Source organism: Salinarimonas ramus, from assembly GCF_014645695.1.
GTDB classification, from domain to species: Bacteria; Pseudomonadota; Alphaproteobacteria; order Rhizobiales; family Beijerinckiaceae; genus Salinarimonas; species Salinarimonas ramus.
In genome coordinates, this window is the sequence record NZ_BMMF01000002.1 from 1 (window position 1) to 17,632 (window position 17,632).

The 17,632-nt window shown below is 69.6% G+C and carries 19 protein-coding genes; 8 read left to right on the forward strand and 11 right to left on the reverse strand.

Going from position 1 to position 17,632, the window contains the following annotated elements:
* Positions 1 to 307 (forward strand): transketolase C-terminal domain-containing protein (locus tag IEX89_RS02335; protein ID WP_280513902.1); only part of this gene is annotated, 307 nt, incomplete at its 5' end.
* A gap of 26 nt (positions 308 to 333) precedes the next feature.
* Here IEX89_RS02335 and IEX89_RS02340 read toward each other — a convergent pair.
* The 10 genes from IEX89_RS02340 to IEX89_RS02385 all read right to left on the reverse strand — a co-directional run bounded on the left by IEX89_RS02340 (position 334) and on the right by IEX89_RS02385 (position 10,377).
* Positions 334 to 855, reverse strand: coding sequence for a SixA phosphatase family protein (locus tag IEX89_RS02340; RefSeq protein WP_188909154.1), 522 nt, complete (start codon positions 853 to 855; stop codon positions 334 to 336).
* Positions 852 to 2,114, reverse strand: a complete 1,263-nt coding sequence (locus IEX89_RS02345; protein WP_188909156.1) for a c-type cytochrome — start codon at positions 2,112 to 2,114, stop codon at positions 852 to 854. The genes IEX89_RS02340 and IEX89_RS02345 overlap by 4 nt, the downstream gene beginning before the upstream one ends.
* On the reverse strand, positions 2,111 to 2,719 hold the full coding sequence (locus IEX89_RS02350; protein WP_188909158.1) for a cytochrome c oxidase assembly protein: 609 nt from the start codon (positions 2,717 to 2,719) through the stop codon (positions 2,111 to 2,113). Before IEX89_RS02350 ends, IEX89_RS02345 begins: the two co-directional genes overlap by 4 nt.
* A 10-nt stretch (positions 2,720 to 2,729) precedes the next feature.
* Positions 2,730 to 3,146 (reverse strand): MASE1 domain-containing protein, encoded by a 417-nt coding sequence (locus IEX89_RS02355; RefSeq protein ID WP_210317564.1) that lies wholly within the window; start codon positions 3,144 to 3,146, stop codon positions 2,730 to 2,732.
* Between the two features lie 8 nt (positions 3,147 to 3,154).
* Entirely contained in the window at positions 3,155 to 5,695 is a 2,541-nt protein-coding gene (gene ctaD, locus IEX89_RS02360; RefSeq protein WP_188909160.1) for a cytochrome c oxidase subunit I, read from the reverse strand.
* On the reverse strand, positions 5,692 to 6,657 hold the full coding sequence (gene coxB, locus IEX89_RS02365) for a cytochrome c oxidase subunit II (RefSeq protein ID WP_188909162.1): 966 nt from the start codon (positions 6,655 to 6,657) through the stop codon (positions 5,692 to 5,694). The genes ctaD and coxB overlap by 4 nt, the downstream gene beginning before the upstream one ends.
* Positions 6,658 to 6,777: 120 nt before the next feature.
* A complete protein-coding gene (locus tag IEX89_RS02370) occupies positions 6,778 to 7,995 on the reverse strand; it encodes a CaiB/BaiF CoA transferase family protein (protein WP_244645066.1) in 1,218 nt (405 codons plus the stop codon).
* 5 nt (positions 7,996 to 8,000) lie between these two features.
* The gene (locus IEX89_RS02375) at positions 8,001 to 8,990 is read right to left on the reverse strand and encodes a hydroxymethylglutaryl-CoA lyase (protein ID WP_188909164.1); all 990 of its coding nucleotides are present in this window, start codon (positions 8,988 to 8,990) and stop codon (positions 8,001 to 8,003) included.
* Between the two features lie 122 nt (positions 8,991 to 9,112).
* Entirely contained in the window at positions 9,113 to 9,865 is a 753-nt protein-coding gene (locus IEX89_RS02380; RefSeq protein ID WP_188909166.1) for a hypothetical protein, read from the reverse strand.
* Positions 9,862 to 10,377, reverse strand: a complete 516-nt coding sequence (locus IEX89_RS02385; protein WP_188909168.1) for a hypothetical protein — start codon at positions 10,375 to 10,377, stop codon at positions 9,862 to 9,864. Before IEX89_RS02385 ends, IEX89_RS02380 begins: the two co-directional genes overlap by 4 nt.
* Positions 10,378 to 10,548: 171 nt before the next feature.
* Between IEX89_RS02385 and IEX89_RS02390 the strand changes: the two genes are divergently transcribed.
* From IEX89_RS02390 to IEX89_RS02400, 3 genes are read left to right on the forward strand one after another with little or no spacing between them, the layout of a single operon-like run.
* Positions 10,549 to 11,523 carry a Bug family tripartite tricarboxylate transporter substrate binding protein gene (locus IEX89_RS02390; RefSeq protein ID WP_188909170.1) on the forward strand — a complete coding sequence of 325 codons (975 nt, stop codon included), beginning with the start codon at positions 10,549 to 10,551 and terminating at the stop codon, positions 11,521 to 11,523.
* Positions 11,524 to 11,539: 16 nt separating this feature from the next.
* Positions 11,540 to 11,983, forward strand: a complete 444-nt coding sequence (locus tag IEX89_RS02395) for a tripartite tricarboxylate transporter TctB family protein (protein WP_188909172.1) — start codon at positions 11,540 to 11,542, stop codon at positions 11,981 to 11,983.
* Between the two features lie 36 nt (positions 11,984 to 12,019).
* Positions 12,020 to 13,552, forward strand: a complete 1,533-nt coding sequence (locus tag IEX89_RS02400; protein WP_188909174.1) for a tripartite tricarboxylate transporter permease — start codon at positions 12,020 to 12,022, stop codon at positions 13,550 to 13,552.
* Between the two features lie 13 nt (positions 13,553 to 13,565).
* On the opposite strand, the gene IEX89_RS02405 is transcribed toward IEX89_RS02400, so the two are convergent.
* The gene (locus IEX89_RS02405; protein ID WP_188909176.1) at positions 13,566 to 14,111 is read right to left on the reverse strand and encodes a Crp/Fnr family transcriptional regulator; all 546 of its coding nucleotides are present in this window, start codon (positions 14,109 to 14,111) and stop codon (positions 13,566 to 13,568) included.
* A 58-nt stretch (positions 14,112 to 14,169) separates the two neighbouring features.
* Here IEX89_RS02405 and IEX89_RS02410 point away from each other — a divergent pair, with 58 nt between their 5' ends.
* From IEX89_RS02410 to moeB, 4 genes are all read left to right on the forward strand, one after another.
* The gene (locus IEX89_RS02410) at positions 14,170 to 14,763 is read left to right on the forward strand and encodes a hypothetical protein (protein WP_188909178.1); all 594 of its coding nucleotides are present in this window, start codon (positions 14,170 to 14,172) and stop codon (positions 14,761 to 14,763) included.
* A 248-nt stretch (positions 14,764 to 15,011) separates the two neighbouring features.
* Complete coding sequence (locus tag IEX89_RS02415) at positions 15,012 to 15,683, forward strand: energy-coupling factor ABC transporter ATP-binding protein (protein ID WP_188909180.1); 672 nt, start codon at positions 15,012 to 15,014, stop codon at positions 15,681 to 15,683.
* Positions 15,676 to 16,437, forward strand: coding sequence for a substrate-binding domain-containing protein (locus IEX89_RS02420; protein WP_188909182.1), 762 nt, complete (start codon positions 15,676 to 15,678; stop codon positions 16,435 to 16,437). Before IEX89_RS02415 ends, IEX89_RS02420 begins: the two co-directional genes overlap by 8 nt.
* A 26-nt stretch (positions 16,438 to 16,463) precedes the next feature.
* Entirely contained in the window at positions 16,464 to 17,627 is a 1,164-nt protein-coding gene (moeB, locus tag IEX89_RS02425; protein ID WP_210317565.1) for a HesA/MoeB/ThiF family protein, read from the forward strand.
* The last annotated feature ends 5 nt before the right edge of the window (positions 17,628 to 17,632 follow it).

Consider the following 17,632-nt stretch of genomic DNA (forward strand, 5'->3'; position numbering starts at 1 on the left):
CAAGCCCCTCGACCTCGACCTGATCGCGCGCCTCGCGCGCGAGCACGAGGTGCTGATCACGATCGAGGAGGGCTCGATCGGCGGCTTCGGCTCGTTCGTCATGCACGCGCTCGCCGAGAGCGGCGCGCTCGATCGCGGCCTCAAGGTCCGCGCCATGGTGCTGCCCGATACCTTCATCGACCAGGACAAGCCCGCCAAGATGTACGCCAAGGCCGGCCTCGACGCGGACGGCATCGTCGAAAAGGTGTTCGCGGCGCTGGGTGGAGCGGAGGCCGCGAAGCACGCGGGTGGTCAGGCGCGCGCCTGACGCGCGCCCTCGCCCGCCGATGGCCCTCAGCCCTCCGACGCGGCGAGGCTCTTGGGCGTCACGAAGCGATCGAGCCGCCCCTCCCGCGGCACGATCTCGCCCCAGCTCTCCGCGTCGAGATCGATGACGGCGATGCCGGCCGTCGAGAATTTCTGCTTCATCCGCGCGAAGGCGTAGCGGTCGCCGAAGCCGATCAGGCTGCGCGCCAGGTCCTCCATGCCGGGATTGTGCCCGACCAGCATGAGCGTGCGCACGCTGTCTGGACCCTCGCGCACGACGCCGAGCAGGCGCTCGGCCGGCGCCTCGTAGATGCGGGGCTCCTCGCGGGTCTCCACCGGCCCGAGCGCGGCACCGGCCAGCGCGAAGGTCTCCTGCGTGCGTCGCGCCGAGGAGACGAGGACGAGATCGGGCAGGAGCGTTTCCGCCGCGAGGTAGGCGCCCATGCGCGGCGCGTCGGCGCGACCGCGCTCGTTCAGCGGCCGGTCGTGGTCGTCGACCCCGTCGGGATAGGCGGACTTGGCGTGGCGAAAGAGGATCAGGCGTCTCATGGGCTCGTTCTAGCACGCGCCTCGTCGGCTCGGCCACCGTGCGCGGGCAGGCTCGCGTAATAGGCGGCGAGCGCCGCGATCTCGGGATCGGTGAGGTCCTCGGCCGCCATGTGCATGACGTGCGCGAACGGCGTCCCGCCGCGGTCACCCGCCCGCCAGGCTTCGAGCTGAAGTGAGAGGTATTCCTCGTACTGCCCTGCGATGAAAGGATAATAGGCGGACGTTCCGGGTCCGTGGCAGCTGTCGCAGGCGGGAATGCCGCGCGCCGGCACGCCGCGGGCCGCGATCTCCGCGCCGAGCGCCCGCGCCTCCTCGGAGCCGACCGCCTCGACGGCGCCGTCACCCGGAGCGAGCGCGGAATAATAGGCGGCGAGGTCGCGCATCTCGGCATCCGAGAGGGCGACAGCCACGGGACGCATGAAGCCGCTCTGGCGCTCGTCCTCGGCATAGGCGCGCAGCGAGGCGTAGAGGTAGGTCTCCTTCTGCCCCGCGAGCTTGGGGAACGCGCCCTCGCCTCCTCCTCCACCCTCGCCGCGCCCGAGCCCGTCGAGGCCGTGGCAGCGGGCGCAGCTCTCCACGAGCTGCTCGCGCGCGCCCTCCCCGACCCTGTCGAGGAGCCCGCGAATCCGCGTGCCGCCACCGGCGGCGGCACCGGTCGAAACCTCCATCTCCGGCGCGGCGCGCCCGGCGTCGAGGCCCGCCATCGCGCGCCATTCCTCGGGCGTCATCCCCGGCAGCCGGCGCAGGAAGGCGACCATGGCCCAGACCTCGTCCTCGCGATGGTCCGCGGGCCAGGCGGGCATGGCGGAGAACTTGATGCCGTTCTGCAGGATCCAGAACAGCTCCTCGTCGGACCAGTCCGGCACTCGCTCCTCGAGCCGCGGCGGACGGGGCGTCATCGCCCGCGCGATCGCCGAGCGTGCCTCCCCCGGCGCGCCGTGGCAGGGCGCGCAGCCGCTGGCGAAATGCGGCGCGCCGCGGAGCGCCAGGACGGGATCGGCGAGGTCCACGTCCGCCGGCTTCTCGACGCCCACCGCCGCGCGGGTCTCGACGCCCTGGCGCATGGCGAAATGCAGGAACCAGGCGGTGACCGACCAGTGCCCGGAGCGCGCCGAGATCGGCGCGAGCCCGGCCCAGGCGTAGAGGAAACCGCCGAGCGCCGCGATCACGAGGAAGGCGAGGATCGTCGTCAGGCGGCGCTTCCAGGACAGGCGCTTTGAGGAGAGGCGCCTGGCCAGCTTGTAGGCGCGCATCTTCATGACCGCGCCTCCTCGCGCAGGAGGTCGGCGAGGAGCCACAGGGCACCGGCGAGATACACGCTCCCGCCGACGGCGAGCATCATCACGCCGCCGACCTGCTGGTCGAAGACGCCCAGGCACGCCTCGTAGAGCGGGCGCGGCGCGAGCGCGAGGAGCACGCCGAGAAGGCCCATATGCATGGAGGTGAGGAGGAGCGCGCCCACACCCCCCGCCGCGCGCTCCCGGCGCACCCGTGCGGCGCCGCCGAGCGCGGACATCCACACGAGGAAACCGACGGCGAGGAACGAGGCCTGCTCGGCCACGAAGATCTCCGGGCGCATGCGCGCGGCGTCGTGCGCCACCGGCGCATGCCAGCCCCAGATCACCACGAGCTCGAGGAACGCCGCCGGCAGCGGCGCGAACAGGAGCGGCAGGCGCGCCGCCGGATCGTAGCGCGACCCCGCGAGCGCCAGCGCGATCAACGGCGCGGCGATCGCGACGACCATGAGATGCATGACCATGTGCGCCCAGAACCGCGTCAGCGCGAGCGCGGGCAGAGGGCCGATCCAGGCGGCCAGCAGGATCGCGATCCCGCCGGCGAGGAGGAGGAGACGCGGCGCGCTCATCGAGATCTCCTCATCGGCACGTCTCCGTGAACACGACGACCATCGCCACGAAGATCACGGCGACGAAGCTCAAGGCCGCGAGCAGGAACGTCGAGAAGCCCAGGAAGCGGTGGCGGTCCGCGGCCGTGTCGAAATCGTGCGGCGCGGTGGCGTCGCCGTAGGAATGGTGGCGAAAGCCCCGGACGCCGATCATGGCGATCGCGACGAGGGCGACGCCCGTATAGCCGGCGAGCAGCCAGCGTGCGCCCTCGAGGCTGCCGTCGCGCCCGGCGATCTTCGCGCACCAGATCGCGGCGGTGACGTAGGAGGCGAGGAAATGCGCCGCCCAGATCGCCGGCGCGGCCGGGATCATGAACATGGTCTCCCGGCGCGCCTGCAGCTCGTCGGGCGCGTCCTCGTTGCGGATCGGGTCGGAGCGTTCGTCCATGGCGCCCCTCACGAGAGCAGCGGGAAGCCGGCGATCGTCGCGACGGTGACGGCGATCGTGGCCAGCATGAAGTGCCAGTAGAGCGCGACGTTGGCGATATCGATGTCGCGGCGCGCGGTGAGGCGCCCGGCGGCGGCGCGGGCGATGCAGTAGAGCTGCATGACGAGCCCGATGGCGCCGTGAATGCCCGTCCAAAGGACGAGCACCCACACCGTCGCCTCGTAGGCGTGGACCGTCGGGTCCATGCCGGTGAGCCAGGGACCGGCCGCGAGGGCCGCGACGCCCGCGATCGTCGAAAGCGCCCCGAGGGCGAGCGCGGCGATGCCGCCGCCGCGATGCTCCCGCCGGATCAGCCCGCGCGCGGCGAGCGTCGCCGCCCAGGCGAGCGCGAGGAGCCCGAGAGAGACGAGCGGCCAGAAGGTCCCCGGCCCGTCCGCGCCCGCGGGCGGGAATTGCGGGTGGACGGTCCAGAAGAAATAATAGCCGAAGACGAGGCCGGCGAAGGCCGTGGCGTCGCCGATCATGGTGATGAACATCGCCCACCAGCCCACCGAGGCCGGCCCGGAGGCGTAGAGCGGGACGGTGACGCCGAGCCCGATGTCCTTCTCCTCCTTCTCGGGCTCGAGCGCGGTGCCGGTCCACAGCCAGATCAGGATCGTCGCGAAGCCGATCGCGCCGCACAGGAGGGCGAGGACGTAGAGCTTGAACGTCGCCAGCACGAAGAGCCCGCCCGCGCCCGCCGCCGCGATCAGCGTCAGCCAGGTCGGGCCCGGCACGCGCAGGCACTGGATCGGCACGGCATCGATGACGGTGGTGATGATGGTCTCGCGCTTCACCTCCTCGGCGTCCGGCAGGTAGAAGCGGCCGTGGTCGTAATCGTCGAGGAAGTTCTCCTGGTCCCACAGCGGATAGCGGCTCGACACGGCGGGGATCGTGCGCGCACCCCAGGGCTCGGGCGGGATCTTCGCCGCCCATTCGATGGTCCCGGCGTTCCAGGGGTTTCGCGGGGAGAGCGGCTGGCGCGATTTCGGCCGCACCACGTCCCACAGGAAGACCGCGAGGCCGGCGGCGAGCGTGAACGCGCCGATTGTCGAGATCATGTTGAGGAGCTCGAGCCCCATCCCCGCCTCGTAGGTGAAGACCCGGCGCGGCATCCCCCGCAAGCCGGAGATGTGCATCGGCCAGAAGGCGAGGTTGAAGCCCACGAAGGCCAGCCAGAACGCGATCGTGCCGAGGCGCGGCGAGAGGCTTTTGCCGTTCACGAGCGGGAAGAAATAGTGGATCGCGCCCAGGATCGGGAAGACGACGCCGCCGACGAGCACGTAGTGGAGGTGCGCCACGATGAAGTAGGTGTCGTGCACCTGCAGGTCGAAGGGCACGAGCGCGACCATCACGCCGGTGAGCCCGCCCAGCACGAAGACGGCGAAGGCGCCCGAGACGTAGAGCAGCGGCACGTTCGTCGTCGCGCGCCCCACCAGCATCGTGGCGATGAAGCAGAAGATCTGCACGCCGGTGGGGATCGCCACCGACACCGAGGCCGCCGAGAAGAAGCCCAGCGACACGTTCGGCAGGCCCGTCGCGTACATGTGGTGGACCCACAGGCCGAACGAGATGAAGCCCGTCCCCACCGCCGCGAGCACGACCCAGGAATAGCCGACGAGCGGGCGCCCGGCGAAGGTCGGGATCATCGTCGCGACGAGCGCGATGGCGGGCAGGAAGATGATGTAGACCTCCGGATGCCCGAAGATCCAGAACAGGTGCTGCCACAGGAGCGGATCGCCGCCGCGATCGGGGTCGAAGAAGGGCCAGTCGAAGGCCCGCTGCATCTCGAAGAGCAGGTCCCCCGCGATCAGGGGCGGGAAGGCGAAGAGGATCATGCCGGCGACGACGAGCACGTACCAGGCGTAGAGCGGCATGAGGTTGATGCGCATGCCGGGCGGGCGCGTCTTCAGGGCGCCGACGATGAGCTCGACGGCAGCCGCGATGGAGGCGATCTCGATGAAGGAGAGGCCGAGCAGCCAGATGTCGGCGCCGTAGCCGTCCTGGTATTCCGTCGTCAGCGGCGGATACATGAACCAGCCGCCCTTTGGCGCGATGCCGAAGAACAGGGATCCGCACACGAACACGCCGCCGATGAGGAAGCACCAGAAGCCGAAGGCGGAGAGACGCGGGAACGGCAGGTCGCGCGCGCCCAGCATCTGCGGCAGAACGAGGATCGAGAACGCCTCGAAGGACGGCACCCCGAACAGGAACATCATCACCGAGCCGTGCAGGGTGAAGATCTGGTTGTACTGGTCCGCGGTGACGAGGTCGTTGTCGGGCACCGCGAGCTGCGCGCGCATGATCAGCGCCAGCACGCCCGCGAAGAGGAAGAAGACGAAGGCGCAGATCGTGTACCAGAGCCCGACCTCGGTGTTGTTGACGGCCGACCAGTAGCGCCAGCCCTTGGGCGTCTCCCACGCCTTGGAGAGCCGGCGCTCCTGCGCCGCCTTCACGCTTTCGCCGGGGCGCGTGCGGGCCCAGTCGAGGAGCTTCGCGCGCGCATTCATGTCAGGCCGTCCAGGTAGGCGGCGAGCGCCGCGAGATCGTCGTCGGGGAGCATGCCGAAGGGCGGCATGTTCGCGTCGGGCTTCACCTCGTGGGTGCGCGCGATCCAGTCCACGTAATCCTCGGGCGTGTTGGGCAGCGCGCCGGCGCCGAGCGTGCGGCGCGAGCCGACATGGGTGAGGTCGGGCCCCACGACGCCGTTCGCCTGCGTGCCGCGGATGGCGTGGCAGGCGCCGCAGCCGTATTCGCGGAAGACCGCCGCGCCCCGCGCTTCGAGCGGGCCCTCGGGTTCCTGCGCGGGCGCGCCCTGGCGGGCGAGCCAGCCCTCGTAGGCGTCGGGCTCGAGCACCAGGACGGCGAAGTTCATGAGCGCGTGCGAGGTGCCGCAATACTCGGCGCACGCCCCGCGGAAGACGCCCGTTCGCGTGGGCTCGAGCACGATGATCGTCTCGCGCCCGGGGATCATGTCGGTTTTGCCCGCGAGCGCGGGAACCCAGAAGGAATGGATCACGTCCGGGCTCGTCAGCCGCAGGACGGCGGGGCGCCCGACGGGGAGCGCGAGCTCGTTCGCGACCTCGGTCGCGCCGCCTTCCTCGGAGGCGTAGCGCACGCGCCACCACCAGCGCAGGCCCTCGACCTCGATCTCGACGGCGCCCTCCGGGATCGGCGGCTTCACCTGCGGCATGAGCCACAGCGAGTAGGCGAGCACGCCCCCGAGCAGGATCGTGGGGAGCACGGCGCCGCCGCCGACGATCATGAGCCGCACCCTGGCGACGTCGTGAGCGCCGGGCCGGACGTAGGCGGCGTAGACCGACAGGCCCAGGACGACGAACCAGATCAAGGTGGCGCTGCCGAACAGCCACCAGGAGAGGTCCGCGATTCGCTCCGCGCTGCGGCCTGCCGGCACCAGGACCGAGGTCTCGCCGAGGAGCGTGGCGATCGAATCTTCGGTTTGCGAGGCCATCCGGTCCTTCCGGGGGGCCGCGCGGCAGGAGCCGGCGGGCGGGACGGGTCGAGTTCGACCGTCAAGCCGCGAGGGCGCCGAACCGTTCCCGAGCTGCTCGCCTCCTGCGAGGCGGACGGATCAGACGACGCCGCTCTCGCGCAGCGCCGCGATCTCCTCGGGCGCATAGCCGGCCTCGGCGAGGACGTCGTCCGTGTGGGCGCCGAGATCGGGCGCGGGGCGCTCGACGCGGCAGGGCGTGCCCGAGAGCTTCACGGGAAAGCCCGTCATGCGCACGGTGCCGTGGCCCGGATGGGGGATGTCGAGCACCATCTCCTGCGCCGCCACCTGCGGATCCTCGACCATCTCCGCCAACGTCTGCACGCGCCCGCAGGGCACGCCGGCGGCGTTGAGGCGCGCGATCCAGGTCTCCTGCGTCTCGCCGCGCATGGCCTCGTCGATGAGCGCGTTCAGCTCGGAGCGGGTGGCGACGCGGTCGGCGTTGGTGGCGAAGCGCGGCTCCGCGAGGAGATGCTCGAGGCCGATCTCGCTCAGGAAGCGGCGCAGCACCGCCTGCGTGGAGGGCGCGACCGCGACGCCGCCGTCGGCCGCTTGGAAGAGGCCGTAGGGCGAGGCGATCGGATGGTCGTTGCCCGTCACCGGCGGTGGCGTGCCGGTGGCGAGCTGGGACGCGGAGAGATAGGCCAGCATGGAGACCATGCCCATCATGAGCGAGGATTCCACCGCCTGCCCGCGCCCGTCGCGGTCGCGCACGCGCAGAGCCGCGAGCACGCCGAAGGCGGCGTAGAGCCCCGCCACGAGATCCGTGATCGGCGGGCCGCAGCGCAGCGGGCCGGTCTCCGGCGTGCCGTTCACCGCCATGAAGCCGGACATGGCCTGGGTGATGAAGTCGAAGGCCGGACGCTCCGCATAGGGGCCGGTCGAGCCGTAGCCGTTGACGCTCGCCACGACGAGGCGCGGGTAGAGCCGCTCGCGCTCGGCGGTGCCGAGACCGAGCTTGTCGAGCACGCCGGGGCGGAAGTTCTCGACGAGCACGTCGGCGCCCGCCACGAGGCGGTGCAGGACGGCTTTGCCCTCGTCGGAGCGCAGGTCGAGCGTGATGGAGCGCTTGTTGCGGTTGAAGCTCGCGAAATACCAGGACATGCCCTCGATGATGGCGCCCTGCCGGCGCACCTCGTCGCCCTCGCGTCCCTCCACCTTGATGACGTCCGCGCCGAGGTCGCCCAGCAGCATCGAGCAGAACGGCCCCGAGAGGATGCGGGTCAGGTCGACGACGCGCACGCCCGCGAGCGGCTGCGCCATCGTGCCGGTCTGCTCTCCCGAGGTACCCCGTGCCATAGCGCTCATCCCGCCGCCGTCGCGACGTCGTCGACGGAATGGCGCGCGAAGCGCGGGCCCGCCTTCATTACCTGCCCGGGCAGCTCGCGGCCGATGGCGCGCTCGGTGCGCTCGGCGGCGGCGATGAGCGCGTCGAGGTCGATGCCCGTCTCGTATCCCGTTTCGTGCAGCAGGTAGACGAGATCCTCCGTGCAGATGTTGCCGGTGGCACCCGCCGCGAAGGGGCAGCCGCCCAGACCGCCGACGGAGGAATCATAGCGCGTCACCCCTTCCGCGAGGCCGACCATGACGTTGGCGAGCCCGACGCCGCGGGTGTTGTGGAAGTGCAGCGTCGGCTTCATCTCGGGCACCGCCTCGCGCAGCGCGGCGAGAACGGCGCGCACCGTGCGCGGCGTCGCCATGCCCGTCGTGTCGCCGAGGTTGAGATCGACGATGCCGAGGTCGCGGTAGAACCGCGCGATCCGCACCACCGCCTGCGGGTCGACCTCGCCCTCGAAGGGGCAGCCGAACACGGTGGCGACGCCGCCCTGCACGCGCTTTCCCGCCGCCGTCGCGATCTCGACGACGGGGGGGAAGCGCGCCAGCGTCTCGTCGATGGAGGCGTTGACGTTCTTGCGCGAATGGGTCTCGGAGGCCGAGCAGAACAGCCCCATCACGTCGACCTGCGTGCGCGCCGCCCGCTCCGCCCCGCGGGCATTGGGCACGAGCGCGGTGAGCACGAGGCCGGGCGTGCGCTCGATGCCGGCCAGCACGTCCTCGGCATCCGCGAGCTGAGGCACGGCGCGGGGCGAGACGAAGGACGTCGCCTGGATCTTCTTGATGCCGGCCTTGGCCAGCGCGTTCGCGATGGCGATCTTCTCCTTCGTGGGGATGAACGCCCGCTCGATCTGGAACCCGTCCCGCGGCCCGACCTCGCACACCTCGACGAAGGCGCCCTCCGGAACGGAGACCGGAGCGGTCGCGGCAGGATGATCGGGAACGGCGTTCGCGGGCACGGCATCGTCTCCCTCTCGATGGTCGGCGCGGGAGAATGACACGGCATGGCCGGACGTCTAAGGGCACATTCGCGCATCCCGTTCGCCCGCGAAAGCCCGACCGTTCCTTCGATAGCCGCGGATCAGGCGGCGACCCGTCGGTAGAACTCGTCCGACTGCGTCGTCTCGATGACGCGCGCAGGGACGAGGAGGCCCAGCCGAGCACCGAGGAGCTGCTTGTCCCGCACGACCGCGACCAGCGCCGGCGGACGCTCGCCCGCCGCTATGTCGCGAAACGCTGTCGAGGCCTTGTTCACGGAATGGGGATGCGTGGTCACGGCCTGGAACGCCGTCGCCGCGCCATCGCTCCTGACGAGCGCGGAAAGGCACCACTTCAGCGTCGACGAGCCCTCGAGGTCCGCCGCCACCTGAACCTGGGCGGTACCGAAGATCGATTGCAGGCGCTGAGCGAGCTCCTCGGCGAGATCGTCCTCGTCCTCGTCGAACGCCCGCGAGGCGACGACGTCGACCACGCGCCAGGACGTCTCTGCAACGTCCCACATGGCGCGCTCGAGCATCTCCTGTCCGCAGACGACGGAGAGCATCCGCTCTCCCACATCGACGTCCCGCTCGTCGGCGATTCGGATCGCCGTCCGGCGGAAAGCACGCGGGCCGGCGAGGTCCTCGCACTCGCGGTAGGCGAACCCGGCGTCGCTCACCCGGAACATGTGCCCCGGAGCAGGCTCCACCCGGACGGTGACGAACGATCCGTCGGCATAGACCATCGGCAGCCCGACGAGAAAGCCGCCACGCTCACGGCGAACGCGCACGAGATCGGCCGCCGCGCGCGTCACGACGGCGTCGAAGGTTTCGGTGGTCGGCTCGCTGATCGTCATGGGAAGAGATCATATGACCACGGAGGCGGCGGGACAACGTGCATGTTGCTGATTCTGAAAGCTTTTCCGACCCATCGGCTGAGATCCTCGAAACTCTGCAGCGGCTCCTCTACCGGCTGAGCGCAGGGGAGCTTTCCGCGGCGCATGCGCTCCTCGGCCTCGACGAAGTTGAGATCGAAAGCGTGGTGATGCGTCTCCGGCACCCGCCGACCAGCCCAGGGGCCGCCGCAGCGACGTGGGTTCGAATGCCCGCCCTTGCGGTCGCGCCAGTCTACTCGCGCGAGCCGGATGCGTCGGGCGCTCGCCTGATCGAGAAACGCCAGCTCGAAGGTCACGTGCCGGTCCGGTAGGCGGGCGTACGCTCCGCCGGATAGCGCCAGCGAAGAATAGACGACGCCGTCGATCTCCACGGGCACGTGGATGCGCGTGTACGCATCCTCCCCGTCCGCCTCCGTCCAGAGCGGTGCGTAGGCGAGACTCTTGTCGGAGAGAACGAGGCGACGCAACGACATGGTAAGTCGATACCGCAGATGCACTTCAGAGTCGATACTCGACAGTCGTTCGCGTGCAGAAGCGGCACCTCGTCGCAGACGGGCTTGACCGCCCGCGACCGCGCATGTCTTCTTCTCGGAACAACGAGCGAGCCGGGGAGAATTCCGGCTCCCACATCAGGGAGGACCATCATGATCGCAAAGCGCCTTGCGCAGGCGGCTCTCGTCGTGCTCGTCGCGACGCCGGCCGTGGCTTTCGAGCCCCAGAACGCCGAGTGCATCGCCCCCGCCAATCCCGGCGGCGGCTGGGACTTCACCTGTCGCACGGTGGGCCGCATCCTCGACGAGCTCGATCTCGTCGACGGCTCCGTCCAGGTGACGAACATGACGGGCGCGGTGGGCGCCGTCGCCTTCGCCAACGTGGCCTCCAAGCGCGCCGACGACCCCAACCTGATCGTCGCGACCTCGACGGTGGGCATCACCCAGATCGCGCAGGGGCGCTATCCCGGCGACGTCGACACGATGCGCTGGCTCGGCATGCTGGGCGCCGACGTCGGCACGCTCATGGTCGGCAAGGACGCCGAATACGCGGACGCCAACGCGCTGCTCGAGGCGGTGAAGGCGGACCCGTCCTCCGTCGTGGTCGGCGGCTCCTCCGCGATCGGCGGCTGGGACCATCTGCGCTTCCTCATGCTCGCGCAGGAGGCCGGCGTGCCGGCCGACCAGCTCGGCGACATCCGCTGGGTCGAGTTCTCCGGCGGTGGCGACGCGGTCACCCAGATGATGGGCGGCCACATCGACGCGGTCCTCACCGACATCGGCGAGATCGGCGGCTTCATCGAGTCCGGGGACGTGAAGGCGCTCGCCGTCATGTCCGACGAGCGGCTGCCGGCCTATCCCGACATCGCCACGGCGACCGAGCAGGGCATCCCGGCGACCGGCTACAATTGGCGCGGCTTCTACATGGGCGGCGACACGTCCGACGAGGCCTATGACGGCTGGGTCGAGATCCTCTCGGACCTCTACGAGAGCGAGGCCTGGCAGGAGGCCGCCGTGAGCTCCGGCCTGACGCCGATCTGGCGCGGCGGCGCGGAGTTCGAGGAGTTCGTCCGCGAGAGCGAGGCCCGCACGCGCGACATCTCCAAGGCCATCGGCGTCATCGACTGACCCGGGAGCGAGGCTCGTGGCGCAGGCTCGCTGGAGCGACCGGATCGCGGGGGTGATCTTCCTCGCCCTCGCGATCTGGCTCTACGTGGAGGCCGGATCCTACGCGGTGCGCTTCGGCGACCCCGCGGGACCGTCCTTCTTCCCGCGCCTCGTCGCGGTCCCCATGGGCCTCCTCGCGCTGGTCCTGATCCTGCGGCCCGACGCGGACCCGACCTGGTTCCGCTGGCCGCAGATCCTCTCTCAGGCGGCGATGCTCGCCGTCCTGTTCGGCTATCCGCTCGCCATCGAGCCGCTGGGCTTCCCGCTCTCGACGCTGATCGCCTCGGCGCTCCTCGCCAAGATCCTGGGCGCCACCTGGCTCCAAGCGCTGGCGCTCGGCGCGGGGCTCGGATTCGGCCTGTTCTTCCTGTTCGACGCGGTCTTCGGCCTTCCGCTGCCGACGGGGCCGCTCCTCGGCTAGGCGACAGCCCGGCCGCTTCCGACGAGGGCCTCCCGCGTGGACATTCTCGGCTATCTGCTCATCGGCTTCTCCGAGGCGCTCACGCCCCAGAACCTGGCGCTGGCGCTGATCGGCTGCTTCGTCGGCACGATCGTCGGCGCGCTGCCGGGGCTCGGCCCGGTGAACGGCGTGGCCGTCCTGATCCCGCTCGCCTTCTCCATGGACCTGCCGCCCGGCTCGGCGCTGATCCTGCTCACGTGCGTCTATTACGGCTGCATGTATGGCGGGCGCATCTCGTCGATCATGCTCAACATACCCGGCGACGAGCCGGCGATGATGACGTGTCTCGACGGCTACCCGATGGCCAAGAACGGCAAGGCGCCGGAAGCGCTCGCCATATCGGGCATCGCCTCGTTCGTGGGCGCCTTCATCGCCACGATCGGCCTGATGCTGTTCGCGCCGCTCCTCGTGCGCTTCGCGATCCATTTCGGCCCGGCCGAATATTTCGCCCTCTTCGTCATGGCCTTCGCCACGATCGGCGGCATCACCGGCGCGAACCCCGCCAAGACCTTGATCGCGGCGACGATCGGGCTCGCGCTCGGGGCGGTGGGCATCGACCCGCAATCGGGCGTGCCGCGCTTCACCTTCGGGTCGTTCCACCTCTTCGACGGCTTCCACCCCATCGTCGCGCTGGTGGGCCTGTTCGCCATCTCGGAAGTGCTGATCATGCTCGAGATGAAGGCGCACGAGCGCTCGCAAGCCATCAAGGTGAACCGCGCCTTCGCCCGCTGGAGCGACATCAAGCCGACCTTCCCCGCGATGCTGCGCTCGTCGGGCGTCGGCTTCGTCGCGGGCGTGCTGCCGGGCGCGGGCGCCTCGCTCGGCTCCTTCCTCGCCTACACGATGGAGAAGCGGTACTCCGACAAGAAGGGCACCTTCGGCAAGGGCGACCCGCGCGGCGTCGCGGCGCCCGAGGCCGGCAACAATTCCGCCGCCGGCGGCGCGCTCGTGCCCATGCTCGCGCTCGGCGTGCCGGGATCGGGCACGACGGCGGTGCTGCTGGCACTCCTCATCTCGCTCAACATCCAGCCGGGGCCGCTGCTGTTCCAGAACCAGCCCGACATCGTCTGGGGGCTGATCGCCTCGCTCTTCATCGCCAACGTCGTGCTGCTGGTGCTGAACCTGCCGCTGGTGGGCCTGTTCACGCGCATGCTGGCGATCCCGCTCTGGGCTCTGATGCCGCTCGTCGTCATGGTGTCCTTCGTCGGCATCTACTCGATCTCGAACTCATCCTTCGACCTTCTGGTGATGGTCTCCTTCGGCGTCGTCGGCTTCGTCCTGCGCAAGCTCGACATCTCCCTGGTCCCCGTGGTGCTCGGCCTGCTGCTGTGCCGCGAGATGGAGAGCGCGCTGCGGCGCGCCCTCTCGATCTCGGGCGGAGACCCGTGGATCCTCGTCGGCAGCGGCATCTCCATCGGCCTCTACGTCGCGACCGCCCTCTTCCTCGTCACCGCGATCGTGCTCTCCATGCGCAAGCGACGCGCGGCGAAGGTGAGCCGCGAGGTGGAGGACGAGTACGTGGGCGACTGACGCACTGCCCCGGTCAGGGCGGCTCGCGGCGTCGGCGCGACAATTCGCGATACAGCGCCTCTCGGGACACGCCGATCTCGGCCGCCACGTCCTGCCAAGCGCCCTTGGCCGGCAGCGCACGGCCCTCGCGCAGCCACGCGTCGAGGCGCTCAGCGACGGTGCGCAGCGTCAGGATCTCGGCGCGCATCCGCGCGGCCTGCACGGCGCGGGCGAGATGCGCGGCCCAGACCTCGGCCAGGAGACGATCAGCCGCGAGCCGCTCCAGGAACCGCGCGACCGGAACCGCGCGGACGACCGTCGCCGTCACGGCGCGCGCATCGCAATGATACCTAGCGGAATAGGCCGACGCTTCGGCCAGAACCTGGCCCGGACGCGCTCTCTGCTGCATCACCGACACGCCTCCATCGGTCAAGCGCGTGAGGTCCACTGCTCCTTCGACGACGAAATACATGATGCGGACAGGATCGCCATCGTGAAACAGCCACGACCCTGCGTGAAGCGGTCGTGTCTCTGCGACATCGAAGAGCGAAGCGAAGGAGTCTGACATGATCGCTATCATAGAGGAATGCGGTCTCGTGTGTCATCCTCACCCTCGACACAACGAGGGACCCTTGCTCATGAAGCTGTTGCGCGCCTTGTCGTTCGGTCTCGTTCTCGCAGTCGGCCCTGGGGTTGCGCTGGCCCAGAGCGGCTCCGCCAGCCCTTCGCCGTATGCGGGATTCGAGACACGGGAGATCAAGAGCCTGTCGGAAACGGACATCGAGGAGCTTCGCAGCGGCGGTGGCTGGGGCCTCGCTCTCCCCGCAGAGCTCAACGGGGTGCCGGGACCGGCGCACCTCCTGGAGCTGCGCGATCAGATTCCGCTCTCCGCCGAGCAGGTGACCGCCATCGAGGAGATCTACGAGACGCTTCTCGTCGAGGCCGCCGCCGCCGGCGAACGCTTGATCGAGGCGGAGGCGGCGATCGAGGACGCATTCCGCACGGGCGGGTTCGACGACGCGACGCTGCGCGAGCTGATCGCCGATGCCGAATCGGCGCGGGCCGAGCTGCGGTACATCCATCTCTCGCGCCATCTCTCCACGCCGCCGCTCCTCAGCGCGCGGCAGGTCGCCCGCTACAACGTGCTGCGCGGATACGGCGTCGACCCCTGCTCCAACGTGCCCGAAGGGCATAACGCCGCAATGTGGAGGCGTCACAACAATTGCAGCTGAGCTGGTGTCCGGCGCCCCCTCGGCACCGGCGCCGCGTCCAGCGGCATAGGTATCGCACTCGATCGCCCTCTTCGGCGCGCGTTTGTACCCGGGAACGTGAGCACGAGAGCGTCGGCGTCGCAATGATGCCGGCGACGTATACCCTCGCCCCGAAACACTACTCTTCATTGCTCTTCGACGCAACCAGAACGGACCGCCGGTTACCGGAAATCGTACGCGGCGTCCCAGCTTCCCGCGGAAGTGAGCACATGATCTGCAAGATCAGGCGCCTGAGGGCGTCGGTAGACGAGTGCGCGATCTTCGATCTCTCGGCAGTCGAGCTTCCGGGACGGTGCTGCTTCATCTACGGCCCGTCCGGCATCGGGAAGTCGACCTTCCTGAAGGGGCTCGCCAGCGGCAACGCCGACGCCGAGTGCGACGGGGTCTCGTTTCGCAAGCTGATCGAGTTCGGCGAGGCGATCCGCACCATCCGCTACGTGCCGCAGCACCCCCCGCGCTTCGACTTCGGGGTCCAGACCTTCCTGCGCAACATCCTCAAGTCGAACCGCAATGTCGTCGGCTGCGAGAGCACCCTCGAGACGGTGGTCCGCGAGTTCGACCTCGAGCCCCTGATGCGCACGCGCATGACCCGCCTCTCGGGCGGTCAGCTGCAGCGCGTCCACCTCGCCGCGGCTCTGGCGTCGAACGCCGAGCTCCTGCTGCTCGACGAGCCCACGGCGGCGCTGGATCGGCGCAACGGCGAGATCCTGACCCGGCTCCTGCGCGAGTACGTCTCGGATCGTGGCGGGCACATCGTCTGCTGCACCCACGACACGCTGCTCGGCTCGCTCTGCGAGTACGACCACCGGTTCCACGCGATCGAGTTTCCCAGCTTCCTACCGATGCCGATCGCCAACGAGGACAAGGTCTACAATGTCTAGGACAGTGCGCGCCGTGCTCCTCGCCGTGCTCCTCGTCGCCCCGCTTTCCGCACGGGCGCAGGTCGACGGGATCACCTTCGGGCTGACGACCACGCAGGAAGCGTCCGGCGTCGCCGCCGCAATCCAGGCAGCCCTGGCCGAGCAATTTCCGCAGACGCGCTTCTCCTACGCGGTTGCGGGGACCTCCTCCACGCTGCGCTCGCTGGAGGAGGGCTTCCTGCCCTTCGCGGTCACGCACAACGCCGCCGCGGAGGAGGCGCTCGCCGCGAAGGGGGGCCACACCCGCTACCCCGTCTTCGCGAACGACTTCCTGCTCGTCGGGCCCGCGAACGCGGATTTCGAGTGCTCGGACGGGATCGCGGCCTGCCTCGGGACCATCGCCTCGCGCCGTCTCTCCTTCCTGTCACGGGGCGACCGGTCGGGCACGCACCTCTACGAGCTGTCGCGCTGGACCGCCGCGGGCATCGATCCCGAGACGCTCGACGGCTACCGGGTCGCCACCGGCGGCGCCGCGAACAGCCTGAGGATCTGCTCCGTCCAAGGCTGCTTCACCATCGCCGACGAGGCGACCTACGACGGCGGCGGCTACGCGCGTCTCGTCGAGATCGCGCGTGATCCCGCCAGCAACGTCTATGCGCTGATGACGTCGGTCGAGGCCGAGACGGGCGAGCTCGCGCCCGTGGTCGAATGGCTGAGGGACGCGCTGCCGGCGCTGTCCACGGGCTACGGCTATCGCGAACTCTCCGCCGATTGAAATCCTACCTGCAGTGGAGGCTGGTGATGCTCACGCAAAGCGAACTGCTCCGATACAACCGTAACATGAAGCTGACCGAGATCGGGCTCGAGGGCCAGGAGCGCCTGCGTTCCTCGCGGGCTCTCGTGCTCGGCGCCGGCGGTCTGGGCTCGCCCACGCTCCTCTACCTCGCCGCGGCGGGCGTCGGCACCATCGGCATCATCGACGAGGACGTGGTCGACGAGACCAACCTCCAGCGCCAGGTGATCCATCGGACGGATCAGGTCGGCCTCAAGAAGGTCGACAGCGCCGCCGACGCCATCCGGCGGCTGAACCCGCACATCACCATCAAGAAGTACGACAAGTTCCTCAACGCGGAGAACGCCGAGGAGATCGTCAGCTATTACGACATCGTCATCGACGGCTGCGACAACCTCACGACCCGCTACGTCCTCAACGATGCCTGCAAGATCGCCGGCATCCCCTTCGTCTACGCCTCGATCTACCGGTTCGAGGCGCAGGTGACGGTGTTCGGCCTCGACGACGGTCCCTGCTACCGCTGCCTGTTCCCGGAGCAGCCCGCCGACGTGCCGACCTGCGGGGACGCGGGCGTGCTCGGCACCTTGCCGGGGATCGTCGGCTGCATGCAGGCGACGGAGGCGATCAAGTATCTCGCCGGCTTCGGCGAGCTGCTGTCCGGCCGCATGCTCAATGTCGACCTCATCAGCCACGAATACGATCACGTCAACGTGCCGCGCCGCGCCGACTGCCCTGCCTGCAACGGCGCGCTCGAGAAGGTCGGCGACCTGCCCACCGACGCGGTCTGCGGCGTCTCTCTGCCGGTGGCGACCGAGCCGGTCGCCGTGCCGGTGATCTCGACGACGGCCCTGCGCAAGAAGATCTCCGCCGGCCGCGCGACCCTGATCGACGTGCGCGACAACTACGAATTCATGTATTCGCACCTGCCGTCCTCGATCTCGCTCCCGATGACGATGATGAAGAAGAACGACGCCAACGGCTCGTATCTGGAGAAGGTGCTCTCTTCCGCCAGGGGCGAGGAAGTAATCTTCTACTGCAAGTCCGGCATCCGCTCCAGGAACGTGCTGCGTGCGCTGAAGGACAAGCTCGATCAACGTGGCATCGCGGCAAGCTCGCTTCAGGGCGGCGTGCTGCAATGGCAGCGCGAGAACCCCGACTTCCCCGTCCTGTGAGGAGC